The sequence below is a fragment of the Massilia aurea genome (genome assembly GCF_040790145.1).
Lineage (GTDB): Bacteria > Pseudomonadota > Gammaproteobacteria > Burkholderiales > Burkholderiaceae_D > Telluria > Telluria aurea_C.
Window position 1 is genome coordinate 45,828 of sequence record NZ_JBFMMP010000005.1, and the last position, 25,273, is coordinate 71,100.

Consider the following 25,273-nt stretch of genomic DNA (forward strand, 5'->3'; position numbering starts at 1 on the left):
TCCATGGTAATTGCTGCCATCTTCTACAGGGCCTGTTCCCAAACCAGGCGCCAGGTTGCGCGTACCCGATACGTCGTTGCGCGCACCAGCGGCGCGTTGCCCTCGAACGCGCGCCGTTCGAGCACATCCTGCTGCAGCAGGTCCGACACCGACAGCCGCAGCCGCGTCCTGGCATCGCGCTTCCACAGCGCGTACAGGTCGAGCTGGCGCTTTGCGCTTTCAGTATCGACGATCGATGCACTGCTGCGGTTGGCGATGCGACCTGTGAACGTATAGCTGCCGCCGACGTCGATCGCCCTGTTCGCCGCAGTGTAATCCAGCCCGACGTTGCCGCTGCCGAGCGGCTGCCCCGCGATGCGGTTATCTGGCCTGGGCACGCTGTCGATGCGCGACCAGTTGCGCGCCAGGTTGACGCGGACCGCCAGCCGGCCGATCGTGGCCTTGCCTTCGAATTCGATGCCGCGCACGGTCGCCTTGCCCGCATTGACCGGCGTCGCCGTCCACACGCCCAGACTCTGCGAGATGTCGGTGAGCGTGATGTCGCGGATGCGTTTGTGGAACGCGCTCACGCTGGTCAATCCGTTCTTGCCGAAAGTACGCTCCCAGGCCACGTCGACGCCGAGTGCGAGTTCTGGCCGCAGGCCCGGATTACCCTGCTGATCCGGATTGGTGGCGCTGTTGTTGTTGTCGACCGTGTAACGGCGCGGCATCAGCTGGACGATGTTCGGCGCCTTGTAGGTGCGGCTCACGGCGAGGCGGAAGCCGTCACGCGGCCCCGTGTCGCCATCCGGCTGCGCGGGCCGGTACAGGGTCTGGAAGACCGGGCTCCAGGCGCCAGCATCGACGTCCACCGGCGCCGCCGCATTGCCCTGGCCGGTCGTGCGCAGCGCTTCGCGGCGCAGGCCGAGATAGGCCGACCAGGCCGGGCCGATGTCCCATTCGTCCTGGATGAAGAGGGCGCTGCGGTCGACCCGTGCACGGTAATCCTCGTCGCTGGCCAGTAGCAGCAGGCCGCTGCCGTCGACCTGGCGTTCGCGCCGGTATTCATGGCGCGTCTTGCGGCCGGTTTCCCAGCCGGCGGCCAGCGTGTGGCTGCGCCACAGCGGGCGGCGCCAGCTGCCGTTGGCGGTCCACTCGCGCTCGAGCGGCCCGGAAGCGACCGTGTTCGTGCGCAGCAGCGTGTCTTGCAGCGTGCGGCCGCGATAGAAAAAGTCGGCTTCGCGCTGCGTGTAAAAGCCTGACACCTTGAGCGCCAGGCGCGCGCCGGCGTCGAGCTTGCGGTTCCATGCCAGGTCGGCGTAGACGTGGCGCGCGTCGGCCCGGTAACCCTGGTCAGCGCGCGGATAAGCGGTCGGGCTGCCGATGACGGTGGTCTCGATATCGCGCTTGGCGTTGTCGATGCGGCGCTGGCGCAGATAGCCTTGCGATGTGATGCTGTCGCGGTTGTTCGGCTGCCAGGTCAGGCGCGGCGCCAGTTCCAGCACGTCTTCGACCTGATTATCGAACCAGTCGGTGTGGCGCAGCAGGGCGGGGTAGAGGCCGTCCTCGCGCGAGGTTGCACGAATCGGGTTGCGGTTGCGCCGGAGCGTCGCAGTGAGCGAATACGCCAGCGGACCCTGGGCGCTGCTGTGCTGGGCCAGCAGTTGGGGCGCTGCATAACCGTCAATCAGCGCGCTGCCGGCCTTGATCTCGTTCGCACCCGGGCTGGCGCGGCGCAGGACAACGTTGATGGTGCCGGCGATTGCCTGGCTGCTGGTGTCGGCGGTGGCCACGCGCTTGACCTCGATGCGCTCGATCAGGTCGGGATCGAGCGACTCGAGCGAAAAGCCGCCTGGTGCCGGCACGCCGTCGAGCAGGATGGCGACATGGTCGCCGCCCATGCCGCGCATGCGGATGGTCGCTGGTCCACCGGGACTGCCGCCGAGCGTGATGCCGCTCTGACGCTTGAGCACATCGGCCAGGCTGGCGTCGCCATGGCGCGCGATCTCGTCGCGCCGGATCACGATCGCGGTGGTCGTGGCCTGCGTGCGCAAGGTGTCGGCGTCGGCCTTGATCGTCACCTGCTGCATGGGTTCAGGCGTGGTTTGGGCCTGCGCGCTGCCGCTTGAAGCGTGCGCCGCCAGCAGCAGCGCGCAGGCGCTGCCGTTTCGGATGATTCGCATGGATGTCTTACCGGTCGGTGGGGACGGGATTGCCTTGCGCCGCGCGGCGGGCGATGGCCTTCGTGGTGGCGTGCTGCAGCAGGTCGGGCAGCATTTTCACAGGATCGAGGCGCTGCCAGCCCTCCCAGTATTCCAGGTGCAGGTGCGGCCCGGTTGCCTTGCCGCTGGCGCCCGAGGCGCCGAGCAGCTCGCCGGCCTTCACGCGCTGGCCGGGCACCACGTCGATGCGGTCGAGGTGGATCAGCAGCGAGCTGGTATCGCCGCCATGATCGACGCGCACATAGTGGCCCCAGGCTGCATCGAACGCCGCTTCCAGCACGGTACCGGCGGCGACCGCCCGCACGGGCGTGCCGCGCGGCGCCGCCAGGTCGATGCCGTGGTGGCCCTTCGGCACGCTGCGACTGACGACGCCGTACAGGCTCGTGATGCGTGGCCGGTCCAGCGGATAGCGCCACTGTTCGGGCAACGCGCGTGGCGGCGCCGATGGCATTGCAGACAGCGACGGCACGCTCGACGAGAACGCCGGTTGCAGCGCCGCGCCGAGCAGCGCGCTGGCAGCGATCGCGGCGCCGGCGAGCAGGCGGCCTTGCCTTGACAGGCGCGGTGGCCGCGCGGCGCGCATCCGCTGCACGCGGGCGGCGACGCCCAGCTGGCCGAACGCGACGCCGTGCCGCGCGCCAGCCTGTATACGCAATTGCGCCACCAGCGCGCCGGCATAGCCCTGGCGCTCGCTACCTGACGCGCCGGCAAGCACGGCATCGTCGCAGCCCAGTTCCACCGCTTCGCGCAGCGCCCCATCCAGGCGCCCGTATGGCCGGTTGAACCAGAACAGCAGTGCGAGCACGCCGGAGAGCGTGAGCCACAGCGAATCGGCGCGGCGCCAGTGCGTCAGTTCATGTTCGACGATCAGCTGCTGCTGCCTGACGTCGAGCGTCATCATGTGTGCAGGCAGCAGAAGACATGGGCGCCGCAGGCCGTGCAGCATGGGCGAGACCGGCAGGTCGACCGTGCGCACCGTCAGGCGCCCTTCGATGCGGGCGCGCTGTGCCGGCGTCATGCCGGGCCAGGCGCGCAACGCGGCAGCATCGACGATGCGCGTCTGGCGCAGCAGCACCCGCCAGCGAGCGTGCGCGCGCAGGCGCCGCGCTACGTGCCAGCCCAGGCCGGCGAGGTAGGCCGCCAGCCAGGCGGCCGGCAACAAGGGCCACAGCGTATCGAACCGGTCATGCGCCTGCGCTGGCGCCAGCGCAGGGAGGCTCTGCGCCAGCGGCGCCAGCACGGCGGACTCGCCGACCGGTACGCTCTCGCCCGCCGGCGCAGGCAGCACGAGCGCCGGCGCAATGGCGCTGCGCGGCAGCGGCGCCACGGCGAGCGCAAACACCAGCACCACGCCCGCCTGCGCGCACAGCCACACGCTGCGGTGCGCCAGCAGCGCGGGCCAGCGCCGGGCGGCGCGCCGCAGCAGCAGCGACAGCGTCCACGCCAGCACCACGCTGCCCGCGCAGGCAGCGGCAAAGCGCGCCAGCAACCACGGTTCGGCCATCATGCCTCGTCGTCCGGCCAGTCTTGCAGCAGGCTGTCTAGACGCTCTAGTTCGGCCTCGTCGACCAATTTGCTGCCGGTGAACATCGACGCGGCCAGCGGTGTATCCATTTCCATCACGCGCCGGCTGAAGTCACGCGCGAACGCGGCCAGCGTGCCGACCTTTTCCAGTAGCGGGCGATAGACCTGCAGACCGCCATTGGCCTCCTGCGCGACCATGCCCTTGTCGACCATGCGTTCCAGCGTTTTGCGGGTCGATGAAAACGACCAAGCCAGTTCGTCCTCGATCTGCGCATGCAGGGCGCGCGCACTGAGCGGCGCGTCGCGCCAAAGCGCCTTGAGCAGGCATAGTTCAGTCGGTGATGGAATCGCTGCGGTCATAGTGCCTCCTTGTACGTGGAGGGGATTATGCGACACTTGTCACATGGTCGGCAAGCAGTTTATGTGACAAGTGTCGCGCAAGCTTGTGGCCCGCCATGTAAAACGTCGTTCCCGCGGAGGCGGGAACGACGTGCTTGGTGCAACTTTAATTGGTGGGAGAGCGGGCTGATCTACCCGCCAACCCTCGACAGCTTTATGCCGCCGCCAGCTTTTCCAACTGCTCCTGCATCTTGACCAACGTTGCCGAGAAGTTAGCGACACGTTCCTGCTCCTGCGCCACGACGGCGGCCGGTGCACGGGCCACGAAACTCTCGTTCGACAGCTTGCCGTTGGCCTTGGCGATTTCACCGGCCACGCGCGCGATCTCTTTCGACAGGCGTTCGCGTTCGGCGGCGACGTCGATCTCGACCTTGAGCATCAGCTTCGTGGTGCCCACGATCGACACGGCCGCTGGCGACTCCGGCAGCGCATCGACGATCTGCACTTCGGCCAGTTTGCCCAGCAACTGGATGTACGGTGCGAACACTGCCAGGCCGGCGCGCTCGCCGTCATTGCTTGGCTCGACGATCAGCGGCACGCGCAGCGACGGCGCCAGCGACATCTCGCCGCGCAGGTTGCGGGTGGCGTCGACCAGTGCTTTCAACTGCTCCATCCAGGCTTCGGCGCCTTCGTCGATCTGCGTTGCGTCGGCCTGCGGATACGGCTGCAGCATGATCGTCGCGCCGGTCTTGCCGGCCAGTGGCGCAATGCTCTGCCACAGCGCTTCGGTCACGAACGGGATGATCGGATGCGCCAGGCGCAGGATCACTTCCAGCACGCGCAGCAGCGTGTGGCGGGTGGCGCGTTGCTGCGCTTCTGTGCCTTGCTGGACCTGGACTTTCGATACTTCGAGGTACCAGTCGCAGTATTCGTCCCAGACGAACTTGTAGATGCTGTTGGCGATGTTGTCGAAGCGGTAGTCGGCAAAACCCTTGGCGACATCCTGTTCGACACGGTTCATCAGCGAGATGATCCAGCGGTCGGCCTGCGATAAATCCTCAGGCAATGGGGCGCTGCAATCCTTGCCTTCGGTGTTCATCATCACGAAGCGGGTCGCGTTCCACAGCTTGTTGCAGAAGTTGCGGTAGCCTTCGGCGCGGCCCAGGTCGAAGTTGATGTTGCGGCCCAGCGATGCGTAGCTCGCCATCGTGAAGCGCACCGCGTCGGTGCCGAACGCCGGGATCCCGTCCGGGAATTCGCGGCGCGTGGCCTTGCCGATTTTGTCAAGCGCGCGCGGGTCCATCAGGCCCGTGGTGCGCTTGGCCACCAGCGTGTCGACATCGATGCCGTCGATCAGGTCGATCGGGTCGAGCGTGTTGCCCTTCGACTTCGACATCTTCTGGCCCTGCGAGTCGCGCACCAGGCCGTGCACGTACACGGTCTCGAACGGCACCTTGCCGGTGAAGTGCGCGGTCATCATGACCATGCGCGCCACCCAGAAGAAGATGATGTCGAAGCCGGTCACCAGCACCGACGACGGCAGGAACATCTTCATGTCGGGCGTCTCTTCAGGCCAGCCCATGGTCGAGAAGGGCACCAGCGCCGATGAGAACCACGTATCGAGCACGTCGTCGTCGCGGCGCAGCGGGCCGGTGATGCCGGCGGCGGTGGCCTTGGCCTGCGCTTCTGCTTCATCGCGCGCGACGACGATCTGGCCGTCTTCGGCGAACCAGGCCGGGATGCGGTGGCCCCACCACAGCTGGCGCGAGATGCACCAGTCCTGGATATTGCCCAGCCACTGGTTGTAGGTCGTGCTCCAGTTCTCGGGCACGAACTTGATCTCGCCGCTGGCGACTTTTTCCAGCGCCACGTCGGTGATCGATTTGCCCGGATTGAACGTGCCTTCCGGCGCCGGCTTGGTCATCGCGACGAACCACTGGTCGGTGAGCATCGGCTCGATCACGACGTTGGTGCGGTCGCCGCGCGGGACCATCAGCTTGTGCGGCTTGATCTGTTCCATCAGGCCCAGTGCTTCGAGGTCGGCGACGATCTGCTTGCGCGCGGCGAAGCGGTCCAGGCCCTGGTATTTCTCGGGGCCGTTCTCGTTGATCTTCGCGTCGAGCGTGAAGATGCTGATCGGCGCGAGATTGGCGCGCTGGCCCACCGCGTAATCGTTGAAGTCGTGCGCCGGCGTGATCTTCACGCAGCCGGTGCCGAATTCTTTATCGACATAGCTGTCGGCGATGATCGGGATTTCGCGGCCGACCAGTGGCAGGGTGATCGTTTTGCCGTGCAGATGCAAATAACGCTCGTCGGTCGGATCGACCGCGACCGCGACGTCGCCCAGCATCGTTTCAGGGCGCGTGGTGGCGACCGTCAGGTGGCCGCTGCCGTCGGTGAGCGGGTACTGGATGTACCACATGAAGCCGTCTTCTTCCTGCGAGTCGACTTCGAGGTCGGACACGGCCGTGCCCAGCACCGGATCCCAGTTGACCAGGCGCTTGCCGCGATAGATCAGGCCCTGTTCGTACAGGCGAACGAACACTTCGACGACCGACTTCGAGCGCGGCTCGTCCATCGTGAAATATTCTCGCTGCCAGTCGGGCGACGTACCCAGGCGGCGCATCTGGCCGGTGATGGTGCTGCCCGATTTTTCCTTCCACTCCCAGACTTTTTCCAGAAAGGCGTCGCGGCCCAGGTCATGGCGCGAAATCTTTTGCGCATCGAGCTGGCGCTCGACGACGATCTGGGTGGCGATGCCGGCGTGGTCGGTGCCCGGGACCCAGGCGGTGTTGTAGCCGCGCATGCGGTAGTAGCGCGTCAGGCCATCCATGATCGTCTGGTTGAACGCATGGCCCATGTGCAGGGTGCCGGTGACGTTCGGCGGCGGCAGCTGGGTGCTGAAGGAGGGCTTGCCCTCGTCCATGGTCGCGGCAAAGTAGCCGCGCTGTTCCCACTCGGCGCGCCAGAACTGTTCAATATCGGCTGGCTCGAAAGACTTGGCTAATTCCATGATGTGGTCGTGTGTGAATTTTTCGAAAGAAACCATTATAGGTCACCTTTTACTGCCCACATATCAATCACAACCTTGATTTACCTCTAAGTGGACAAGCAATTGCAATGAATAACAGCGGCCTCGACGAATCGATCGGCATCGCCTTGTGGTCGAAGGAAGACACGCTTTTTTACAGAAGGAGAAAGCCATGTCACAACTTGACCCCACCGGGCTCGATAATTCCAGCGAGGACGTGTCCGGCGACACCGACGTCATGACGTACGAGGAAGTCACCGGGCTGTCCAACGGTGACCTCGGGCTCGGCGAACCGCATGACAACACGCCCACCGGCGCGCCGGGGGGTGCGGCCGATCTTGCGCCGCACCCCACCATCCCGCTGCCGCATCCACCGCTGCCAGTTCCCAGGTTTCCATTCCCCCCTATCCCTTCTATCCCGGTCATCAAGAAGGCGGTCAGCGGGTGTTACGCAGGTATTCTGGGCAACTTCCAGGTCGAATTGCGGGTCGACGTCGACCGCACCCGGCCCATGCGCCGCGTGAGCGGCGACTTTTACCAGACCGTCGGCAAGATCAAATCGTACTTTGGCTCGTTCGTCGTCGACAGCCCGACCGTCACCGTCACCACCTCGCGTGTCGTCGTCACGGGCTTAGGCCGCTACACGTTCTCGGCCGGCGCGCCGGTAGTGCAGGTGACGATTCCGCGCATGAGCCTCTTCCAGCCCCAGGCCGCAGCCACGATGCAGTTCTTCACGGTCAGCAATGCGCCGGGCGCGGCGTACCTGTGCCCGTTTGCAGCGCTGAATTTTCGCACCGTGCGCATCGAAACCGATCGCGTGAGCGACCTGACCACGACGCCGTTCGTCAACTACAACACTGGCGCGCTACCATCGGGTGGCGGCGCGCGCACGGTCAATGTGGTCAGCGCGTTTGGCGAAGCCGGCATCGGCCTGGTGCCCACCGCTGGCAACAACGTCATCGATGTCAGCAGCGCCGGCGCCAATGCCACCTGGAGCAATGCCGAGCTGCACGCCTCGATGCAACAGCATTTTTCGCTCTGGACCGATCTGCAGCAATGGTGCGTATGGCAGCTGGTGGCGCAACAGCACGACCTTGGCACCGGCCTGTACGGCATCATGTTCGACCAGCAGGGCTCGCAGCGCCAGGGCTGCGCCGTATTCCACGCCGGGATCGGCGGCACCAGTGCCGAGCAAACCCGTTTGCAGCTCTATACCTATGTGCATGAACTCGGCCACTGCTTCAACCTGCTGCACTCGTGGCAAAAATCGTACGCCACGCCGCCCAAGCCCGATCGTCCCGATTCCCTTTCCTGGATGAATTACCCGTGGTACTACCCGAACGGCGGGGCGGCCGGCTACTGGAGCAGTTTCGATTTCCGTTTCGACGACGAAGAACTGATCCACCTGCGCCACGGCTTCCGCAACGACGTCGTCATGGGCGGCAACGACTTCGCCGTTGGCTCGTCCATGGGGCGCGACGTGATGGCCGACCCGATCTCGGACGAATCCGGGCTGGTGTTGCAGATCTCGACCCACCAGCGCAACTTCGCGCTGGGCGAGCCGGTGGTGCTCGAACTCGCACTGCGCGCCACCGACACGCGCGGGCGCCGCGCCCACACCTGGCTGCATCCCAGCTATGGCCTGGTGAAGGTCATCATCGAACAACCCAGCGGCCGGGTCTGCGCCTACGAGCCGATGATCGACCATCTGGTGGGCGAGCGCCAGACGCTGCTCGGCGTCGACAGTCCGATCCGGGACAGCGCCTATATCGGTTACGGCAAGAATGGCCATTATTTCGACCAGCCGGGCCAGTACCGGGTCCGGGCCGCGTATGCGGCGCTCGATGGTTCGCAGGTGCTGTCGTCCATCCTCACGATCCGCGTGCGCTACCCGGTCAGTACCGACGAGAATACCCTGGCCGACCTGTTCCTGGGCGCCGACCAGGGCGCGCTGCTGTATCTGCAAGGGTCCGACAATGAAACCCTGCGTAACGGCAATGCCGCCTTCGACGAGGTGCTCGACCGTTTCGATGCGCATCCAATGGCCGCCTATGTGCGCATGGCCAAGGGCGTCAATGCGGGCCGTTGCTTCAAGACCGTGAATGCTGGTGACGGCAAGCCGATTACCGTGCGTGCCGCCAAACTCGATGAGAGCGCGGCGCTGCTCACGCGCGCGACCGAAGCGCAGGTGCTCGATCCGGTATCGCAAGGTGAAGTGCTAGCCTGCCTCGCGGCCGTGCAGAATATGAACGGTGGTGGCGATGCTGCCAGGCCGGGCGGACGCACGACCAGAAAATCCTGAGCCATGCGGTATCGGGCGTTTGGCATCGCGATCGTCGCGATGCTGTGTGCCAGGCAGGCCGGCATTCCAGCCGGCCTGCCTGGTGAATTTGTTGCATTGACTGGAAAGGCGAGGCAAGCGATGACCTTACGTGTGAGGCTGGGGGAGGGATTTCAAAACAATACCGTGAGCGTGCTGGTCGACGGCGCGAAGATCTACCAGCGTGCCGACGTCAGCACCGACCTGACCATTTCACGTGCCGATTCGGTGGACGTCGAGCTCGATGGGGCCAGCGTGCGGCTCGAAGTGTCTGTGCAAGACGGCCCCACGGAGCAGCGTACGATCGAGCTGGCGGAAACGCCGTTTGTCGAAGTGCGCCTGATGAACGGCCAGCTGCAAATGCTGCCGCTGCCGCAGGAGCCGCCGATGTTGTAACGATCATTTACTTATTCGAACTTCATTGGGCTATAATCGGCTCGCTGCCTTCCATGGCAGCAAACGCTAGGGGTCCTGCGCATCGTCTCAACGCTGCGCGGGTGAGAAATACCCTCCGAACCTGATCTGGATAATGCCAGCGAAGGGAAGCAGCCGATCCATGCGGCCGTGCGCAGTCTTGCGCCCGTCCTTGCCGCACCCGGCACCTCCTTTGCTGGCTCTCATGCACGCAAGGGAGCCACATGAACGCACCTACGAAGTCTTCGCAACTATTCGATGCCGCCACTGCCACGGTGGACCAGGCGGCCATCGCGCCATTACCCAATTCCCGCAAGGTGTATATCGAAGGCAGCCGGCCCGATCTGCGCGTGCCGATGCGCGCGATCAGCCAGTCGGCCACGTCCGACAGCTTCGGCGGCGAGGCCAATGCGCCGCTGTTCGTCTACGACACGTCGGGGCCGTACACCGAACCCGACACCGCCATCGATATCCGCAGTGGGTTGGCGCCGATGCGCGCGCTGTGGATCGCCGGGCGCGGCGACACCGAGCAGCTGGCCGGCCCGTCGTCGGCGTATGGCCAGCAGCGCCTGAACGATCCGGCTTTGACCGCGCTGCGCTTCAACCTGCAGCGCGCGCCGTGCCGTGCGCGCAGCGGCTTGAACGTCACGCAGATGCACTACGCGCGCCAGGGCATCATCACGCCCGAAATGGAATTCATCGCGCTGCGCGAAAACATGCAGCGCAAGGAGTACATCGCGTCGTTGCATGCGTCCGGCCCGATGGGCAAGCGCACCGCCGAGCTGCTGGGCCGCCAGCATCCGGGCCAGTCGTTCGGCGCCAGCATCCCGGCCGAGATCACGCCGGAATTCGTGCGCGCGGAAGTGGCGCGTGGCCGCGCAGTCATCCCGGCCAACATCAATCATCCGGAGCTCGAGCCGATGATCATCGGCCGTAATTTCCTGGTGAAGGTCAACGCGAATATCGGCAATTCGGCGGTGACCTCGTCGATCGGCGAGGAAGTGGAAAAGATGACCTGGGCGATCCGCTGGGGCGCCGACACGGTGATGGATCTGTCGACCGGCAAGCATATCCACGAAACGCGCGAGTGGATCCTGCGTAACAGCCCGGTCCCGATCGGCACCGTGCCGATCTACCAGGCGCTGGAAAAGGTCAATGGCAAGGCGGAAGACCTGACCTGGGAGATCTTTCGCGACACATTGATCGAACAGGCCGAGCAGGGCGTCGACTACTTCACGATCCACGCCGGCGTGCTGCTGCGCTATGTGCCGATGACGGCCAGTCGCCTGACGGGCATCGTCTCGCGCGGCGGTTCGATCATGGCCAAGTGGTGCCTGGCGCACCACCGCGAATCGTTCCTGTACACGCACTTCGAAGACATCTGCGCGATCATGAAAGCGTATGACGTCTCGTTCAGCCTGGGCGACGGCCTGCGCCCAGGCTCGATCTACGACGCCAACGACGAGGCCCAGCTCGCCGAGCTCAAAACGCTGGGCGAGCTCACGCAGATCGCGTGGAAGCACGACGTGCAGACAATCATCGAAGGTCCCGGCCACGTGCCGCTGCACCTGATCAAGGAAAACATGGACCTGCAGCTCGAGCAGTGCCATGAAGCGCCGTTCTACACCCTGGGGCCGCTCACGACCGATATCGCGCCCGGGTACGACCACATCACGTCCGGCATCGGCGCGGCCACCATCGGCTGGTACGGCACGGCGATGCTGTGCTACGTGACGCCCAAGGAGCACCTGGGCCTGCCCAATAAACAGGACGTCAAGGACGGCATCATCACGTACAAGATCGCCGCCCACGCGGCCGACCTGGCCAAGGGCCATCCGGGCGCGCAGCTGCGCGACAACGCGCTGTCGAAAGCGCGCTTCGAGTTCCGCTGGGACGACCAGTTCAACCTGGGCCTCGACCCCGACAAAGCGCGCGAATTCCACGACGAGACGCTGCCCAAGGAGTCAAGCAAGGTCGCCCACTTCTGCTCGATGTGCGGCCCGCATTTCTGTTCGATGAAGATCACGCAGGAAGTGCGCGCCTACGCCGCCGCCAACGGCGTACAGGGCGAGACTGCCCTGCAGCACGGCATGCAGGAAAAAGCGATCGAGTTCGTGCGCAGCGGCGCCCAGCTGTACCGGGAGGTGTGAATGACACCCATCGAAGTCAATGGCGCGCCGTGCAGCGTGCCGGCGGGCCAGACGCTGTGCGGCCTGCTCGTCCAGCTCGACCTGGACGGACAGGGCATGGCGCTGGCGGTGAACCGCGAGGTGGTGCCGCGCCAGCAGTGGTCGACGCGCCGCCTGCAGACGCAGGACCGCGTCGATATCGTGCGCGCCATCGGTGGCGGCTAAAGGAAAACAGGATGAATGCCATGAACGAAGACATGAAACAAGATATGACCCAGGACGTGCTCACCATCGCCGGGCGCGCCTACCGCTCGCGCCTTCTGGTCGGCAGCGGCAAATACCGCGACCTGGCCCAAACGCGCGAGGCGACGCTGGCCGCTGGCGCCGAGATCGTCACGGTGGCGATCCGCCGCGTGAACATCGGCCAGGACCCGCATGCACCGAGCCTGCTGGACGTGCTGCCGCCGGCCGATTTCACCATCCTGCCCAACACGGCCGGCTGCTTCAACGCGAAGGACGCGGTCTACACGCTGCAGATGGCGCGCGAGCTGCTGGGTGGGCGCAAGCTGGTCAAGCTCGAGGTTCTGGGCGACGCCACCACGCTGTTCCCGCACATGCCCGAAACATTGAAGGCCGCCGAGACGCTCGTGCGCGATGGCTTCGACGTCATGGTCTATTGCAGCGACGATCCCATCCAGGCGCGCATTTTGCAGGAGATCGGCTGCGTGGCGGTGATGCCGCTGGCGTCCCTGATCGGCTCGGGCATGGGCATCCTCAACCCGTGGAACCTGTCGCTGATCATCGAGCAGGCCACGGTGCCGGTACTGGTCGACGCCGGCGTTGGCACGGCGTCGGATGCGGCCATCGCGATGGAGCTCGGCTGCGACGGCGTGTTGATGAACACCGCCATTGCCGGCGCGCGCGACCCGGTGCGCATGGCGCGCGCGATGAAGCATGCGGTGCTGGCCGGGCGCGATGCGTATCTGGCCGGCCGCATGCCCAAGCGGTTTGCGGCCTCGCCCTCGTCGCCGGTGGATGGGAAAATCACGGCATGACGCCGTGCGTGCTGGTCTTCGCCGGGCTCGACCCCGGCGGCGGCGCGGGCCTGGCGGCCGACATCCTGGCGGTTGCCGCCCAGGGCGCCCACGCGCTGCCGGTGGCCACTGCGCTGACCTGCCAGGACAATAACCATGTGTTCGCGGCGCAGGCAGTCGACGCGGGCCTGGTCGCGCGCCAGGCCGCGCCGCTGATCGCCGCTTTCGATATCCGCGCGGTCAAGCTGGGCATCCCCGGCAATGCGGCCAATGCGGCGGCGATCGCGGCCATCATCCGCAGCCTGCGCGCACAGCAGCCCGCCTTGCCCGTGGTGCTCGACCCGGTGCTGGCCAGCGGCCATGGCGATGCGCTGGGGCAGGGCAGCGCCTTGGCGGCGCTGGGCGACTTGCTGGAACTGGCGACGATCGTGCTGCCCAACCTTCCGGAACGCGCCGCACTGGGCGAGTCGCGCATCAAGCAACTTCTCGTCACCGGCGGCCACGCGCCGGGCGACACCGTCGCCAACCGCTGGCTGCAGGATGGCCAGGAACTGCGCCGGTGGCACTGGCCACGCCTGCCGGCCACTTACCACGGCAGCGGCTGCACGCTGGCCGCCGCGCTGGCGGCGCGCCTGGCGCTGGGCGAGTCGATGGAGATTGCCCTCGAGCGCGCACAGGCCTACACCCACGCCACACTGGCGCAATCGTTCGCGATCGCGCCGGGCCAGCGCATCCCGCGCCGCCTGCTTCACCCACATTGAAGGAACGATCATGCAAGGCTTGTATCTCGTCACCCCGAACTGGCACGATACCGAGCGGCTGCTCGCCGCCACCGCCGCCGCGCTGACCGCCGGCGCCGCGCTGGTGCAGTACCGCCACAAGGACGCAAGCGCGCCGCTGCGGCTCGAGCAGGCGACGGCGCTGCTGGCGCTGTGCCGCCGCCACGGCTGCCCGCTCGTCATCAACGACCACCTCGACCTGTGCCAGGCCATCGACGCCGATGGCGTTCACCTGGGTCATACGGACGGGGATGTTGCCAGTGCGCGCGAACTGCTGGGCGCCGCCAAGATCGTCGGCGCCTCGTGCTACGGCGAACTGGCGCTGGCGCGCGCGGCGCGCGACGCCGGCGCCAGCTACCTGGCCTTTGGCGGCTTCTACCCGTCGCCGGTGAAGAAATACACGTTCGTGACGTCGCCGGAGATCCTGGACCAGGCGCGCGCAGAATTCACGTTGCCGCTCGTCGTCATCGGCGGCATGACGCCGGAAAACGCCGCGCCGCTGGTCGCGCGCGGCGCCGACATGGTCGCGGCGATCACGAGCGTGTACGGTGCAAACGACCCGCACGCGGCCGCACGCGCATTCAAGACACTGTTTTCGGCCGCCTGAACCTACAATGGCAGGACTGTCTACTTTGTCCCGCCACCATGCTCGCTCCGCGCCTGTTCATCCATACCCGCCGTCACCCGTCGGCCATCCTGCTGTTCGTGCAGCTGATCGGCATGCTGACGTATCCGTTTATCGAGGGTACGCCGGTCGGCCGGGTGGTCTTGAATTGCTTCGGCATCGTGGTGCTGGCCTTCGCCATCCGCATGGTGCGGCGCACGCCCGGCGAGGTGCGCGTGAGCTGGGCGCTGGCGGTGCCGATCATCTGCCTGCTGCTGGCGCAGATCCTGTTCGGGCTCGATCACCTGCTGGCCTGGTCGTCGGGCCTGGAAGCGCTGTTCTACTTCTATGCGGCAGGCAGCCTGATCGCCTACATGATGGACGACGAACTGGCCACGACCGACGAGCTGTTCGCGGCCGGCGCCACCTTCACGCTGCTGGCCTGGGCGTTCACCCACATGTACATCCTGCTGCAGGAAGTCCATCCCGGCACCTTCGCCGCCGCCATCAACGCCAGCGCGCCGCGCACCTGGACCGAACTCAATTACCTGAGCTTCGCGCTGCTCTCGAGCACCGGCATCGGCGACGTGATTCCCCTGACCGCACCGGCGCGGGCGCTGGCCAGCGTCGAGATGCTCGTCGGCCTGATGTACCTGGCGGTGGTCGTGGCGCGCCTGATCGCCTTTACCACGCGCAACCGGATCGCGGTCGGCCGCGCCCGCAAGCGCAAGCTGGAAGAGTGGGAGCACGATTAGTCACACGCTTCAAATTGCTTGCTAGAATCGTCCTCCGACCACCAACAGGAGCACGCGCATGGTGCACGACTTGTCTGCCTGCACGATCCGCAATTTCACGCCTGACGAATGGCCGTTCTACCGCGCGATCCGCCTGCGCGCGCTGGAAGACGCGCCCGATGCCTTTGGCAGCACCTTCGCCGCCGAGTCCGCTCTGCCCCCGGAGCAGTGGGCGGCGCGCATGGCCCGCTCGGCCACGTCCGGCATCGACCATGCACTGGCGGCCGAGATCGGTGGCCAACCCGTCGGGCTGGCCTGGGCCAAGGTGGATGCCGATGACCCGTCGCTCGTGAACCTGTTCCAGATGTGGGTGGCGCCCGAGGCGCGCGGGCAGGGCGTGGCTGCTGGCTTGTTGAGCGAGGCGGTGCGCTGGGCGCGTGCCCGCGGCGCGAGCGCCGTGCAGCTTGGTGTCAATTGCGCCAACGAGGCGGCGCTGGGTTTGTATGCGCGCGCCGGTTTCGTCGCCACGGGCTGGCGCGAGCCGATGCGCCCAGGGTCGGATCACGTCGAACAACGCATGCGGCTGGCCTTCGCACAAGGCGAATGATCCTACAGCGGCGGCTTACGTCGCCTGGCGCCGCAGCGTGATCCGGGTCAGCTCGGACGGCACGCCCAGCCGCAGCGCGAAGCCCGGCCACAGTGCCGTGCCATTGTTCAGGTACATCGTCATGCCATCGACCTCGTAACGTCCCGACACGAACCCGTTGTTGGCCCGCGCCACCACCTGATCAAGCCCGACGATCATGCCGCCGTGGGTGTGGCCGGACAGTTGCAGCGCAACGCCCCGGCTGGCCGACAAGCGCGCATTGCGCGGTTGGTGATCGAGCAGGATCACCGGCACGCCGGCCGGCGCGCCGCGCAAGGCCGCGTCGAGATCGGGCGGCGCGGCGCCCGTCTGCGGCGCCGTCACGTCGTTCACGCCGGCCAGCACCAGTTGCCCGGCGCCGCGCTTGAGAACGGTGTGGCTGTTATCGAGCGGCGTCATGTTCAGTCCGGCGAAATAGGCCATCCATTCCTTATGACCAAAAAAGTATTCGTGGTTGCCGGGAATGACCCAGACGCCATCGGGCGCGCGCAGGTCGCGCAGCGCCGCCACGTCGCGCTCGCGCTGCGCGATATTGCCGTCGATGAGGTCGCCGGTGATGACGATCAGGTCGGCGTCCAGCGCGTTGGCGTCGTCGACGACCTTGCGCGTCCAGGGCGCGTCGAACAGGCGGCTGATGTGCAGGTCGGTCAGGTGCACGACCTGGTAGCCGTCGAATTCTTGCGGCAGATTCTTCACCTCGATCAGCACGTCCTCGAGCGACGGCGACTTGATCGCCTGGTTCACACCCAGCGCTGCCAGCAGCGCGGCGGCAATCGCAATGCCGTAGCGCACGCGCGGGGCGATGGCCACGCGCCGGCGCCGGATCGCCATCACGATCAGGGTGCCGGCATCGACCAGCAACTGGAACACGGCCAGCAGCAAAATCGCGCCGAAGCCCCAGTTGAACAGGATGACCAGGCCTTTCGGGAATTCGGGCGAGAACACGCTGCCCGACGAGATGCGCGACCACAGGTGGTATTGCGAGAGCAGCACCAGCACGACGGCGCTGGCGACCTTCGATTTCGTGGACAACGGCAGCGGCCAGAGCCAGCGCACCAGGACCAGCAGGCAGGGAATACTGAACATCAGATGAAACATCAGGTGCGCTCCATTCGTGCCGGGAAGCGGCCTGCGATTGCTGGGGTGCTGCGCGGGCGTGTCGTGACGCTTGCAGAGAATAAAGAGTAAATACGCATGGTGCGGTGTGCCTGAACTGTCGAACAGGCAAGCATAGCGCAGATTGCCCAAAGGCACAGGCAGCCTCGCCAGTGTGGGGCGGTCGCGTTATAGTCGCTGCACCGACCCCGATCATCCTGGATGGCAATGCAGAAAATTGATTTCGCAACCTTGACGCGCCTGGCGCTGGCGTCTTCGGCAGTCACGACACCGTGCAGTTGTACGCAGGTATCCCTGCTTGCCTGGACCGCGCAACCGCTGACGCTGGAGCTCGACCGCCTTGACGACGTTGGCACCTTGCTGGACGATCCGTACGACGAGCCGACCTTCACCGAGTACCATCCGCTGGGCACGCGGTATGAAAGCGACGACGCTCCCATCGCACCGCGTTTTTATCCGTACAACCGCTGCACGGTTGCGCGCTGCACGCTGTGTGGGCGTCACTACCTGCGCTACAACGAAGCCGGCGGCTATTTTACGGAGTGGCGCATCCGCGCACTGCAGCCAGGACTGCTGGTGGACGCGCCGCTGTAGTACCGGCGGCGGCATACGCCTGAAGCCCGCCAGGCCGCGTTGCGCTTGGGTGGTGGGGCCGATTGATTTTTGCAGCGACGAGGCGCTCTTTCTGGCGCCGCGCCACGGCGGCGTGCTATATTTTTTGCATGGGTCCAGCCCCGGGCCCAAGCGTCCTGCCGGCCAGCAGGCGCCATATCCACTATGGAGCTTGCTGCATGGAGTTGCCCGCACCAACCCGCCGGCTGGTGCTGATCGTCGACGACGACAGCCTGCTGCGCGAATACCTGGCCGAAGTCGTGGGCCACGCTGGCCACGAGGTGCTGCAGGCCGCGTCGTCGGCGGCGGCGCTGCGCCTGATCGAGCAGCACGGCGCCGCGATTGCGCTGGCCTTGCTCGACATCGAGATGCCCGGCATGTCCGGCCTTGAACTGGCCTGCCTGCTGCGTCAGGAAACGACGGTGCCGTTCATGTTCCTGTCGGCCAGCGACGATGGCGCCACGGCGCGCGGGGCGGCCGAGGCGGGCGCGGTTGGGTATGTCGTCAAGCCGATCGACGCCGGGCCGCTGCTGGCGGCGTTCGAGGCGGCGCTGGCGCGGGCTGACGATATCCGCCAGTTGCGCCGCAGCGAAGCGAGCCTCTCGTCGGCGCTGGCGGCGGGGCGCGAGACCAGCATCGCGGTCGGGGTGTTGATGGCGCGCTTTCATATCGATCGGCATCAGGCGTTCGACGTGCTGCGCGAGCATGCACGCTCGCAGCGGCGCAAGCTCGGCGAGGTGGCCGAGCAGATCCTGGCGACCGAAGAAGGATTGGGCGGCCTGCACGGTGAGATCGGCGAACGCATCCGCAGCCGCGCGCGGCCGTGACGCCGCAAGCTTGTTATCATGACGTTTTTGCAGCGCGCGGGCGCGCGCGGCTCAATTCAGGCATCGGAAAGACAATATGAAAACCAAGGCAGCAATCGCGTGGAAGGCGGGCCATCCGCTGACGATCGAAGAAGTGGAACTCGAAGGCCCGAAGGCCGGCGAAGTGCTGGTTGAAATCAAGGCCACCGGCATCTGCCATACCGACTACTACACGCTGTCGGGCGCCGATCCGGAAGGCATCTTCCCGTCGATCCTGGGCCACGAAGGCGCCGGCGTGGTGGTCGATGTCGGCCCGGGCGTGACCAGCCTGCGCAAGGACGACCATGTGATTCCGCTGTACACGCCGGAATGCCGCCAGTGCAAGTTCTGCCTGTCGCAAAAGACCAATCTGTGCCAGGCGATCCGCTCGACGCAGGGCCGCGGCCTGATGCCCGACGCCACGTCGCGCTTCTCGATCGACGGCCAGCCGATCTATCACTACATGGGCACGTCGACCTTCTCGAACTACATCGTGGTGCCCGAGATCGCCCTGGCGAAGGTGCGCAATGACGCGCCGTTCGACAAGATCTGCTATATCGGTTGCGGCGTGACCACCGGCATCGGCGCCGTGATCTTCACGGCCAAGGTCGAGGCGGGCGCCAACGTGGTCGTGTTCGGCCTGGGCGGCATCGGCCTGAACGTGATCCAGGCAGCAAAAATGGTGGGCGCCGACAAGATCATCGGCGTCGACCTGAACCCGGAACGCGAAGCGATGGCGCGCAAGTTCGGCATGACCCATTTCATTAACCCGACCCAGGTCGAGAACGTGGTCGACGCCATCGTGCAACTGACCGATGGCGGCGCTGACTACAGCTTCGAGTGCATCGGCAACGTGAATACGATGCGCCAGGCGCTCGAGTGCTGCCACAAGGGCTGGGGCAAGTCGATCATCATCGGCGTGGCCGCTGCCGGCCAGGAAATCTCCACCCGGCCATTCCAGCTGGTGACCGGCCGTGAATGGAAAGGTTCGGCCTTCGGCGGCGCGCGCGGTCGCACCGACGTGCCAAAGATCGTCGACTGGTACATGGAAAAAAAGATCAATATCGACGACCTGATCACCCATCACCTGCCGCTCGATCGCATCAACGAAGGCTTCGACCTGATGAAGTCGGGCGAGTCGATCCGCTCGGTCGTCGTCTTTTAAGCCATGGCGGGCCTTGCGGCCTGCGCGGTATGCATGTGTGCGACGCGGCCTTCGGGCCGCGTTATCGTTCCAGGCAGCGAATGACGGTCTGTCCCGCGATTTCGACTGCCTGTCGCAGCGCGCTGGTCGGTCCTCGGGCGTTTCTCTAGAGTGGCTTCATCGCCGGCTGCGTCCGGCCCGTCGCCATTGTCCCTGGCCCAAGGAGATCCTCATGCCACATCCCGTACCGCTCAATCGCCGCCTGGCGCTTCCCTTCATCGGCCTGGTGCTGTGCGCCGCGGCGCATGCATTGACCGCACCGGCGCAGGCCGCCGCGCAGGAAACCACGCGCGCGGTGCGCGTGACACAGGGCGAGCCCTACGCGCTGGTGCGCGGCAAGGAAGGCAGTTTCAACATCAGCGGCAGCAGCGACGACTGGCCGGCCGTGAAAGCTGCGCAGCGTGCCATTCGTGGCGAGTTCATCTGGTTCCGGGAAGCCGGGCGTGATTATGTGATTCAAGACGCGGCGACCATGGCCAAGGTGCGCACGGCCTGGGCGCCGCTGGAGCGCCTGAGCGCGCGCATGGATGTGCACAGCAAGGAGATGGATGTTCACAGCAAAAAGATGGATGGGCTGAGCCGCGAGATGGATCGCATCGCCGTCAACAAGAAAAACTTGCCGAGCGAGCGCGACATGCGCGAAATCGATGGCGGCATGCAGGCGCTGAGCCAGCACATGGAACGCCTGAGCAACCAGATGGAAAGTGCGCGGGACCAGACCGAGCGTGAGCGTTTGAGCCGCGAGATGGCGGCCACTGGCGTGCGCATGAACAATGCCGGCAAGCAGATCGGTCAGGCCTACGATTCGCCACAGATGCGTCAATCGCACACGTCGATGGAAGCCATCGGCCGTCAGATGGAAGAGGCCGGCAAGCCGATGCACGCGCTCGGCGAAAAAATGGGCGTGCTGGGCCAGGAAATGGAGCGCGAGAGCAAGACGGCCGACAAGACCGTCCGCGCGTTGATCCGCGATGCGCGTGCGAAAGGATTGGCGCGCCCGGCGCCGACCGCGAGCTGATGACTTGGGTGGCGTGAACGGCTGAGGTAATATCTGGTCACAAAAAAACTGCTGAAAATGGGTGGATCGACGCGTAAGGGGCCGGCTGGCAAGTATATTAGTCAGCCAAGCTCGACTATTGCGCCGCCGGCGCACCGTTTGAAGCAGAACCAGAGACAGAACCACCTATTACGGAGCATTCCTTGGCCCGCCGGATCACCCACCGCAACCTCCCCCAGCTTTTTCTGAAAGCACGCGAATCGCTGTTGCTGCACTTTCGACCCATCCTCAACCATTTCGGCGTGACCGAGCAGCAATGGCGGATCCTGCGCGTGCTGGACGAGCACGAGCAACTGGAACCGCGCGAGATGTGCGATCTGTGCCAGATCCTGAGCCCCAGCATGACGGGCGTGCTGTCGCGCATGGAAGAGCTCGGCCTGATCGAGCGCCAGCGCGTGGCGGCCGACCAGCGCCGCATCTGGGTGCGCCTGGCGCCAAAAGGCGACAAGCTGATCGACGAGATCGCGCCGCTCATCGAGCGCCAGTACAAACTCATCGAAGCAGCCTACGGCACGCAGATCGTGGCCGACTTGTCGCTGGCCCTCGAAGGCTTCATCGCGGCCCAGACGACACCTGTGGAGCGTGTCGAATTGCCTGCTTACATCAAAGCGGTGAATAGCCGCCGGCCGTGAACCACGCGCGCGGGTCGGTCAATGCTGATCGACCTTGCCACGCCAGGCGCCGGTCTCGCCGCCACGCTGCTCGAGCAGTTCCTTGAAGTTGGCCAGGTTGGCGCGCGCTTCCATACGCACCGCGCCCAGCGCGTCGCCCAACGTTTCGAGTGCGCCTTCGGGCTCGTAATCCATTTGCAGCGCAATGCGCGTGACGGTGTCCGAAATCTTGTGGAAGGTGACGACGCCGCCATTCTTTACGCCCGTGAGGCTGCGCCATGCGATGCGGTCGTCAGGGATCTGCTCGGTGATCTCGGCATCCCATTCTTTCTCTTCGCCGGCGACGTTCGCACGCCAATGCAGGTGCTTGTCGTCGAGCTGACGTATTTCTTTCACGCTCTTCATGAATTGCGGGAAGTCTTCGAACTGGGTGAACTGGTTATACGCCGTGCGTACTGGCACATTGATTTCGATGGTTTCGACAATCGACGAGCTGGCGCCAAAGCCACGGTGGTGTTTCATTTTTTTCGACAGCATCACGCCGCCTACGGCCAGTGCGGCCACGGTCACTACGCGTCCTAGCATGATCATTCTCCTTGTTAAGATTTTCACGAGCTTGTCGCAACGCTGGTATTAACATAAGCTAAACGATCATCGTGGGGCGCGCGGTTGAGATACCCGTTTCAGGTAAATTACGAGACGTTCATCACATTTCCTCGATGAAATGTCCGAAGATAACGACAGGAGAGATAATGACTTTATCTGGTGGATGCTTCTGTGGCGCAGTACGGTTCGAGACCGACGGCGCGCCGTTCAACAGCACTTTGTGCCACTGCGCCGATTGTCGCAGGGTGTCCGGCGCGCCGGCCGTGGCGTGGTTCAGCGTACCGACGAATACGCTGCGCTGGCTCGCCGGCCAGATGCAGGTACGCCGCTCGAGCCCACAGGCCGTGCGCGGTTTTTGTGCGGCGTGCGGCACGACGCTGACCTACCAGAATGACAGTTGGCCCGACGAGATCGATATCGCCACCGCCAGCCTGGATGATCCGAACCTGGTGCCACCACTCGACCACACGTTCGTCCGCAGCCGCCTGGATTGGCTGAAGCTCGACGATGGCTTGCCGCAGTTCCAGACTACCCGTACGAACAGTTAAACGAATTCATACGTGCTGGATTGAAATTCTTTCAAGAAAGTGGGACCATGGTTTCATCCCGGCATCGCAGCGGGCGGCCTTCTTGATAAGGAATTCACCATGCCGATCTCATCCACCGCCAAACGGCGCCGCCTCTGCCTCGCCCTGCCAGCCGTCGTCCTTGCCAGCGCAACGAGCGCTGCCGCCCAGGCCCAGTCGCTGCTGGGTACCACCCCCGCTCGCATTCGCGGCATTGGCGGCTATGACGTGGCACTGAACCTGGATTTGTTCGGCGAGTCGAGCCAGTACGTGGTGCGGGCCTGGAACACCGAGCGCGTCATGGTCAATGGCAACCATGGCAATACGCCATGGCGCCTCGAATTCATCATCACGCGCTTGAACAGAGATGAGCAACTGCTCGTGAGTACCAAGTTGATGAGCGGGGACGACGTATTGGCTGCGCCGGTACGCACGATCAACCTCGGCCAGCGCGTGGTCGTGCGCGCCGACGATGCCATGAATGTGGCGCTGGTGATCAAAAACGTTTGACGCAAACGGTGGTGACGCGTACGCCACGAAACTGGATGGGCATACAGTATATCGCGGCGGTATAATGGCCGGATGCTGAAACTCGACACCCTGAATCCTGAACAATTTGCCGCCGTCACTTTGCCGGCGCAAAGCGCCCTGATCCTGGCCGGCGCCGGCTCGGGCAAGACGCGCGTGCTGACCACGCGCATTGCCTGGCTGATCCAGACCAACCAGGTCTCGCCGGCCGGCATCATGGCGGTGACGTTCACGAACAAGGCCGCCAAGGAAATGCTTACGCGCTTGTCGGCGATGCTGCCGATTAATACGCGCGGCATGTGGATCGGCACCTTCCACGGCCTGTGCAACCGGCTGCTGCGCACGCATTACCGCGACGCCGCGCTGCCGCAAACGTTCCAGATTCTCGACTCGCAAGACCAGCTCTCGCTCATCAAGCGCATGCTCAAGGCGCACAATGTTGACGATGAAAAGTACCCGGCCAAGGCGCTGATGTACTTCATCAACAACGCCAAGGACCAGGGTTTGCGCGCGGGGCAGGTCGAAGCGTACGACCCGATCGAGCGCCGCATGGTCGAGCTGTATGAGCTGTACGACCAGCAGTGCCAGCGCGAAGGCGTCGTCGATTTCGCCGAGCTGCTGCTGCGCTCGTACGAACTATTGTCGCGCAACACGCCCTTGCGCCACCACTACCAGATGCGTTTCCGCCACATCCTGGTCGACGAGTTTCAGGATACCAATGACCTGCAATACAACCTGCTGAAGTTGCTGGCAGGGCAGGGAGAATCGGGCGGCGGCGCCATCTTCGCCGTGGGCGACGATGACCAGAGCATCTACGCCTTCCGCGGCGCCAACGTGGGCAATATGTCGGCGTTTGAACGCGACTACCAGGTCAAGAACCTGATCAAGCTCGAGCAAAACTACCGCTCGCATGGCCACATCCTCGACAGCGCCAACTTCCTGATCGCCAACAATGCCAAGCGCCTGGGCAAGAACCTGCGCACGGATGCCGGGCAGGGCGAGCAGGTGCGGGTGTACGAAGCCTCGTCCGACCTCGAAGAAGCGCAGTGGATCATCGAAGAGTCCAAGAGCCTCATGAACGAGGGCATGGGCCGCAACGAAATCGCGATCCTGTACCGCAGCAATGCGCAAAGCCGCGTGATCGAGCATGCGCTGTTTGCGGCCGGCATTTCCTACACGGTGTATGGCGGCCTGCGCTACTTCCAGCGCGCCGAGGTCAAGCACGCCATCGCCTACCTGCAGCTGATGGACAATCCGCACAACGATTCGGCCTTCATGCGCGTGGTCAACTTCCCCACGCGCGGCATCGGCGCGCGCTCGATCGAGCAATTGCAGATGGCGGCCGACAGCTATGGCATCTCGCTGTATGCGGCCGTGCCGTACATGACGGGCAAGGCCGGCACGGTGCTGGGCAACTTCGTCAAGCTCATCGAAAGCGCCCGTTTCGAGACCCAGCAATTGCCGCTGCCAGAACTGGTGCGCGTGGTGCTCGAGCGCAGTACGCTGCTGACGCACTACGGCAACGAAAAAGAAGGCGCCGACCGCATCGAAAACCTGGAGCAAATGGTCAGCGCCGCGACCCAATTCGTGCAAGAAGAAGGCTTCGGCACGCAAGCGCCAGCCCACCTCGGTCCGCCGGCGCAGGCGCAGGCTGGCGAATCGGTCGTATATCAGGACGGCATCGAGATTTTAGACGCCGGCGCGCCGCTGCCGACCGTGATGTCGCCGCTGTCGGCGTTCTTGTCGCACGCGTCGCTCGAGGCGGGCGACGCCCAGGCGCAGGCCGGGCAAGAAGCGCTGCAACTGATGACGGTGCACTCGGCCAAGGGCCTGGAATTCGACGCCGTGTTCATCACGGGCCTCGAAGAAGGCTTGTTCCCGCATGAGAGCAGCGCGCGCGAAGCTGATGGTGTCGATGAAGAACGGCGTCTGATGTACGTGGCGATCACGCGTGCGCGCCGCCGCCTGTACATGAGCTTTACGCAGCAGCGCATGCTGCACGGCCAGACCCGCTTCAACATGAAGTCGCGCTTCTTCGACGAGTTGCCCGAAGAGTCGATCAAGTGGCTGTCGCCACGCGTGCAGGCAGCCTGGTTTGGCGGACGCAAATCCACCACCGCATGGGACGACGCCAAGTTCCGCGACGGCGGCAGCGACAACAAGATCGCGCAGCAGATTACGCAAAAGTCGGGCAACGGTACCGGCTGGCGGGTGGGCGAGAGCGTGGCCCACGCCAAGTTTGGTGAGGGTGTGATCGTCAATATCGAGGGCGGCGCCGGCGCGGCGCGGGCCCAGATCAACTTTGGTTCGGCGGGGGTAAAAGTGCTGGATCTGTCGATCGCGAAGCTGGAACGGCTGGGGCGCTAAGCGATA

23 protein-coding genes and 1 riboswitch are annotated in these 25,273 nt (G+C 65.0%); of the genes, 17 read left to right on the top strand and 6 right to left on the bottom strand.

The window, feature by feature from the left end:
• Positions 1-23 precede the first annotated feature (23 nt).
• The 4 genes from AB2N08_RS09870 to AB2N08_RS09885 form a co-directional block, all read right to left on the bottom strand.
• Positions 24-2,162 carry a TonB-dependent receptor plug domain-containing protein gene (locus AB2N08_RS09870; protein WP_367610464.1) on the bottom strand — a complete coding sequence of 713 codons (2,139 nt, stop codon included), beginning with the start codon at positions 2,160-2,162 and terminating at the stop codon, positions 24-26.
• 7 nt (positions 2,163-2,169) lie between these two features.
• Positions 2,170-3,708 carry a peptidoglycan DD-metalloendopeptidase family protein gene (locus AB2N08_RS09875; RefSeq protein WP_367610465.1) on the bottom strand — a complete coding sequence of 513 codons (1,539 nt, stop codon included), beginning with the start codon at positions 3,706-3,708 and terminating at the stop codon, positions 2,170-2,172.
• Entirely contained in the window at positions 3,705-4,085 is a 381-nt protein-coding gene (locus AB2N08_RS09880) for a BlaI/MecI/CopY family transcriptional regulator (protein ID WP_367610466.1), read from the bottom strand. The genes AB2N08_RS09875 and AB2N08_RS09880 overlap by 4 nt, the downstream gene beginning before the upstream one ends.
• 193 nt (positions 4,086-4,278) lie before the next feature.
• Positions 4,279-7,077, bottom strand: a complete 2,799-nt coding sequence (locus tag AB2N08_RS09885) for a valine--tRNA ligase (RefSeq protein ID WP_367610467.1) — start codon at positions 7,075-7,077, stop codon at positions 4,279-4,281.
• Between the two features lie 190 nt (positions 7,078-7,267).
• Here AB2N08_RS09885 and AB2N08_RS09890 point away from each other — a divergent pair, with 190 nt between their 5' ends.
• From AB2N08_RS09890 to AB2N08_RS09930, 9 genes are all read left to right on the top strand, one after another.
• A complete protein-coding gene (locus AB2N08_RS09890; protein ID WP_367610468.1) occupies positions 7,268-9,397 on the top strand; it encodes a hypothetical protein in 2,130 nt (709 codons plus the stop codon).
• A 3-nt stretch (positions 9,398-9,400) separates the two neighbouring features.
• Positions 9,401-9,811 (top strand): hypothetical protein, encoded by a 411-nt coding sequence (locus AB2N08_RS09895; protein ID WP_367610469.1) that lies wholly within the window; start codon positions 9,401-9,403, stop codon positions 9,809-9,811.
• 58 nt (positions 9,812-9,869) lie between these two features.
• Positions 9,870-9,976, top strand: a riboswitch (TPP riboswitch).
• A 77-nt stretch (positions 9,977-10,053) separates the two neighbouring features.
• Positions 10,054-11,979, top strand: coding sequence for a phosphomethylpyrimidine synthase ThiC (gene thiC, locus AB2N08_RS09900; protein WP_367610470.1), 1,926 nt, complete (start codon positions 10,054-10,056; stop codon positions 11,977-11,979).
• On the top strand, positions 11,980-12,183 hold the full coding sequence (thiS, locus tag AB2N08_RS09905) for a sulfur carrier protein ThiS (protein WP_367610471.1): 204 nt from the start codon (positions 11,980-11,982) through the stop codon (positions 12,181-12,183).
• A gap of 11 nt (positions 12,184-12,194) precedes the next feature.
• Positions 12,195-13,013 (top strand): thiazole synthase, encoded by an 819-nt coding sequence (locus tag AB2N08_RS09910; RefSeq protein WP_367610472.1) that lies wholly within the window; start codon positions 12,195-12,197, stop codon positions 13,011-13,013.
• Positions 13,010-13,753 (top strand): bifunctional hydroxymethylpyrimidine kinase/phosphomethylpyrimidine kinase, encoded by a 744-nt coding sequence (gene thiD / locus AB2N08_RS09915; RefSeq protein ID WP_367610473.1) that lies wholly within the window; start codon positions 13,010-13,012, stop codon positions 13,751-13,753. The genes AB2N08_RS09910 and thiD overlap by 4 nt, the downstream gene beginning before the upstream one ends.
• Before the next feature lie 10 nt (positions 13,754-13,763).
• The gene (thiE, locus tag AB2N08_RS09920; RefSeq protein ID WP_367610474.1) at positions 13,764-14,378 is read left to right on the top strand and encodes a thiamine phosphate synthase; all 615 of its coding nucleotides are present in this window, start codon (positions 13,764-13,766) and stop codon (positions 14,376-14,378) included.
• A 38-nt stretch (positions 14,379-14,416) separates the two neighbouring features.
• Positions 14,417-15,130: an ion channel gene (locus tag AB2N08_RS09925; RefSeq protein WP_367610475.1), complete on the top strand. Its 714-nt coding sequence runs from the start codon at positions 14,417-14,419 to the stop codon at positions 15,128-15,130.
• Positions 15,131-15,188: 58 nt separating this feature from the next.
• Positions 15,189-15,716, top strand: a complete 528-nt coding sequence (locus AB2N08_RS09930; RefSeq protein WP_367610476.1) for a GNAT family N-acetyltransferase — start codon at positions 15,189-15,191, stop codon at positions 15,714-15,716.
• A 15-nt stretch (positions 15,717-15,731) separates the two neighbouring features.
• Here the strand turns inward: AB2N08_RS09930 and AB2N08_RS09935 are convergent, their stop codons facing one another.
• Positions 15,732-16,853: a metallophosphoesterase gene (locus AB2N08_RS09935; RefSeq protein ID WP_367610477.1), complete on the bottom strand. Its 1,122-nt coding sequence runs from the start codon at positions 16,851-16,853 to the stop codon at positions 15,732-15,734.
• 225 nt (positions 16,854-17,078) lie between these two features.
• Here AB2N08_RS09935 and AB2N08_RS09940 point away from each other — a divergent pair, with 225 nt between their 5' ends.
• From AB2N08_RS09940 to hpaR, 5 genes are all read left to right on the top strand, one after another.
• Complete coding sequence (locus tag AB2N08_RS09940) at positions 17,079-17,465, top strand: hypothetical protein (RefSeq protein ID WP_367610478.1); 387 nt, start codon at positions 17,079-17,081, stop codon at positions 17,463-17,465.
• Between the two features lie 197 nt (positions 17,466-17,662).
• The gene (locus tag AB2N08_RS09945; RefSeq protein ID WP_367610479.1) at positions 17,663-18,310 is read left to right on the top strand and encodes an ANTAR domain-containing response regulator; all 648 of its coding nucleotides are present in this window, start codon (positions 17,663-17,665) and stop codon (positions 18,308-18,310) included.
• Between the two features lie 76 nt (positions 18,311-18,386).
• The gene (locus AB2N08_RS09950; RefSeq protein WP_367610480.1) at positions 18,387-19,493 is read left to right on the top strand and encodes an S-(hydroxymethyl)glutathione dehydrogenase/class III alcohol dehydrogenase; all 1,107 of its coding nucleotides are present in this window, start codon (positions 18,387-18,389) and stop codon (positions 19,491-19,493) included.
• A gap of 211 nt (positions 19,494-19,704) precedes the next feature.
• Positions 19,705-20,550 (top strand): hypothetical protein, encoded by an 846-nt coding sequence (locus tag AB2N08_RS09955; protein WP_367610481.1) that lies wholly within the window; start codon positions 19,705-19,707, stop codon positions 20,548-20,550.
• A gap of 182 nt (positions 20,551-20,732) precedes the next feature.
• Positions 20,733-21,221 carry a homoprotocatechuate degradation operon regulator HpaR gene (gene hpaR, locus AB2N08_RS09960; RefSeq protein WP_367610482.1) on the top strand — a complete coding sequence of 163 codons (489 nt, stop codon included), beginning with the start codon at positions 20,733-20,735 and terminating at the stop codon, positions 21,219-21,221.
• A gap of 18 nt (positions 21,222-21,239) precedes the next feature.
• Here the strand turns inward: hpaR and AB2N08_RS09965 are convergent, their stop codons facing one another.
• A complete protein-coding gene (locus AB2N08_RS09965; protein WP_367610483.1) occupies positions 21,240-21,785 on the bottom strand; it encodes an SRPBCC family protein in 546 nt (181 codons plus the stop codon).
• Between the two features lie 167 nt (positions 21,786-21,952).
• On the opposite strand from AB2N08_RS09965, the gene AB2N08_RS09970 reads away from it, so the two are divergent.
• The 3 genes from AB2N08_RS09970 (at position 21,953) to AB2N08_RS09980 (ending at position 25,267) form a co-directional block, all read left to right on the top strand.
• Positions 21,953-22,354 (top strand): GFA family protein, encoded by a 402-nt coding sequence (locus AB2N08_RS09970; RefSeq protein ID WP_367610484.1) that lies wholly within the window; start codon positions 21,953-21,955, stop codon positions 22,352-22,354.
• A 99-nt stretch (positions 22,355-22,453) separates the two neighbouring features.
• Positions 22,454-22,882, top strand: coding sequence for a hypothetical protein (locus AB2N08_RS09975; RefSeq protein WP_367610485.1), 429 nt, complete (start codon positions 22,454-22,456; stop codon positions 22,880-22,882).
• A gap of 72 nt (positions 22,883-22,954) precedes the next feature.
• Positions 22,955-25,267, top strand: coding sequence for a UvrD-helicase domain-containing protein (locus tag AB2N08_RS09980; protein WP_367610486.1), 2,313 nt, complete (start codon positions 22,955-22,957; stop codon positions 25,265-25,267).
• Positions 25,268-25,273: the final 6 nt, after the last annotated feature.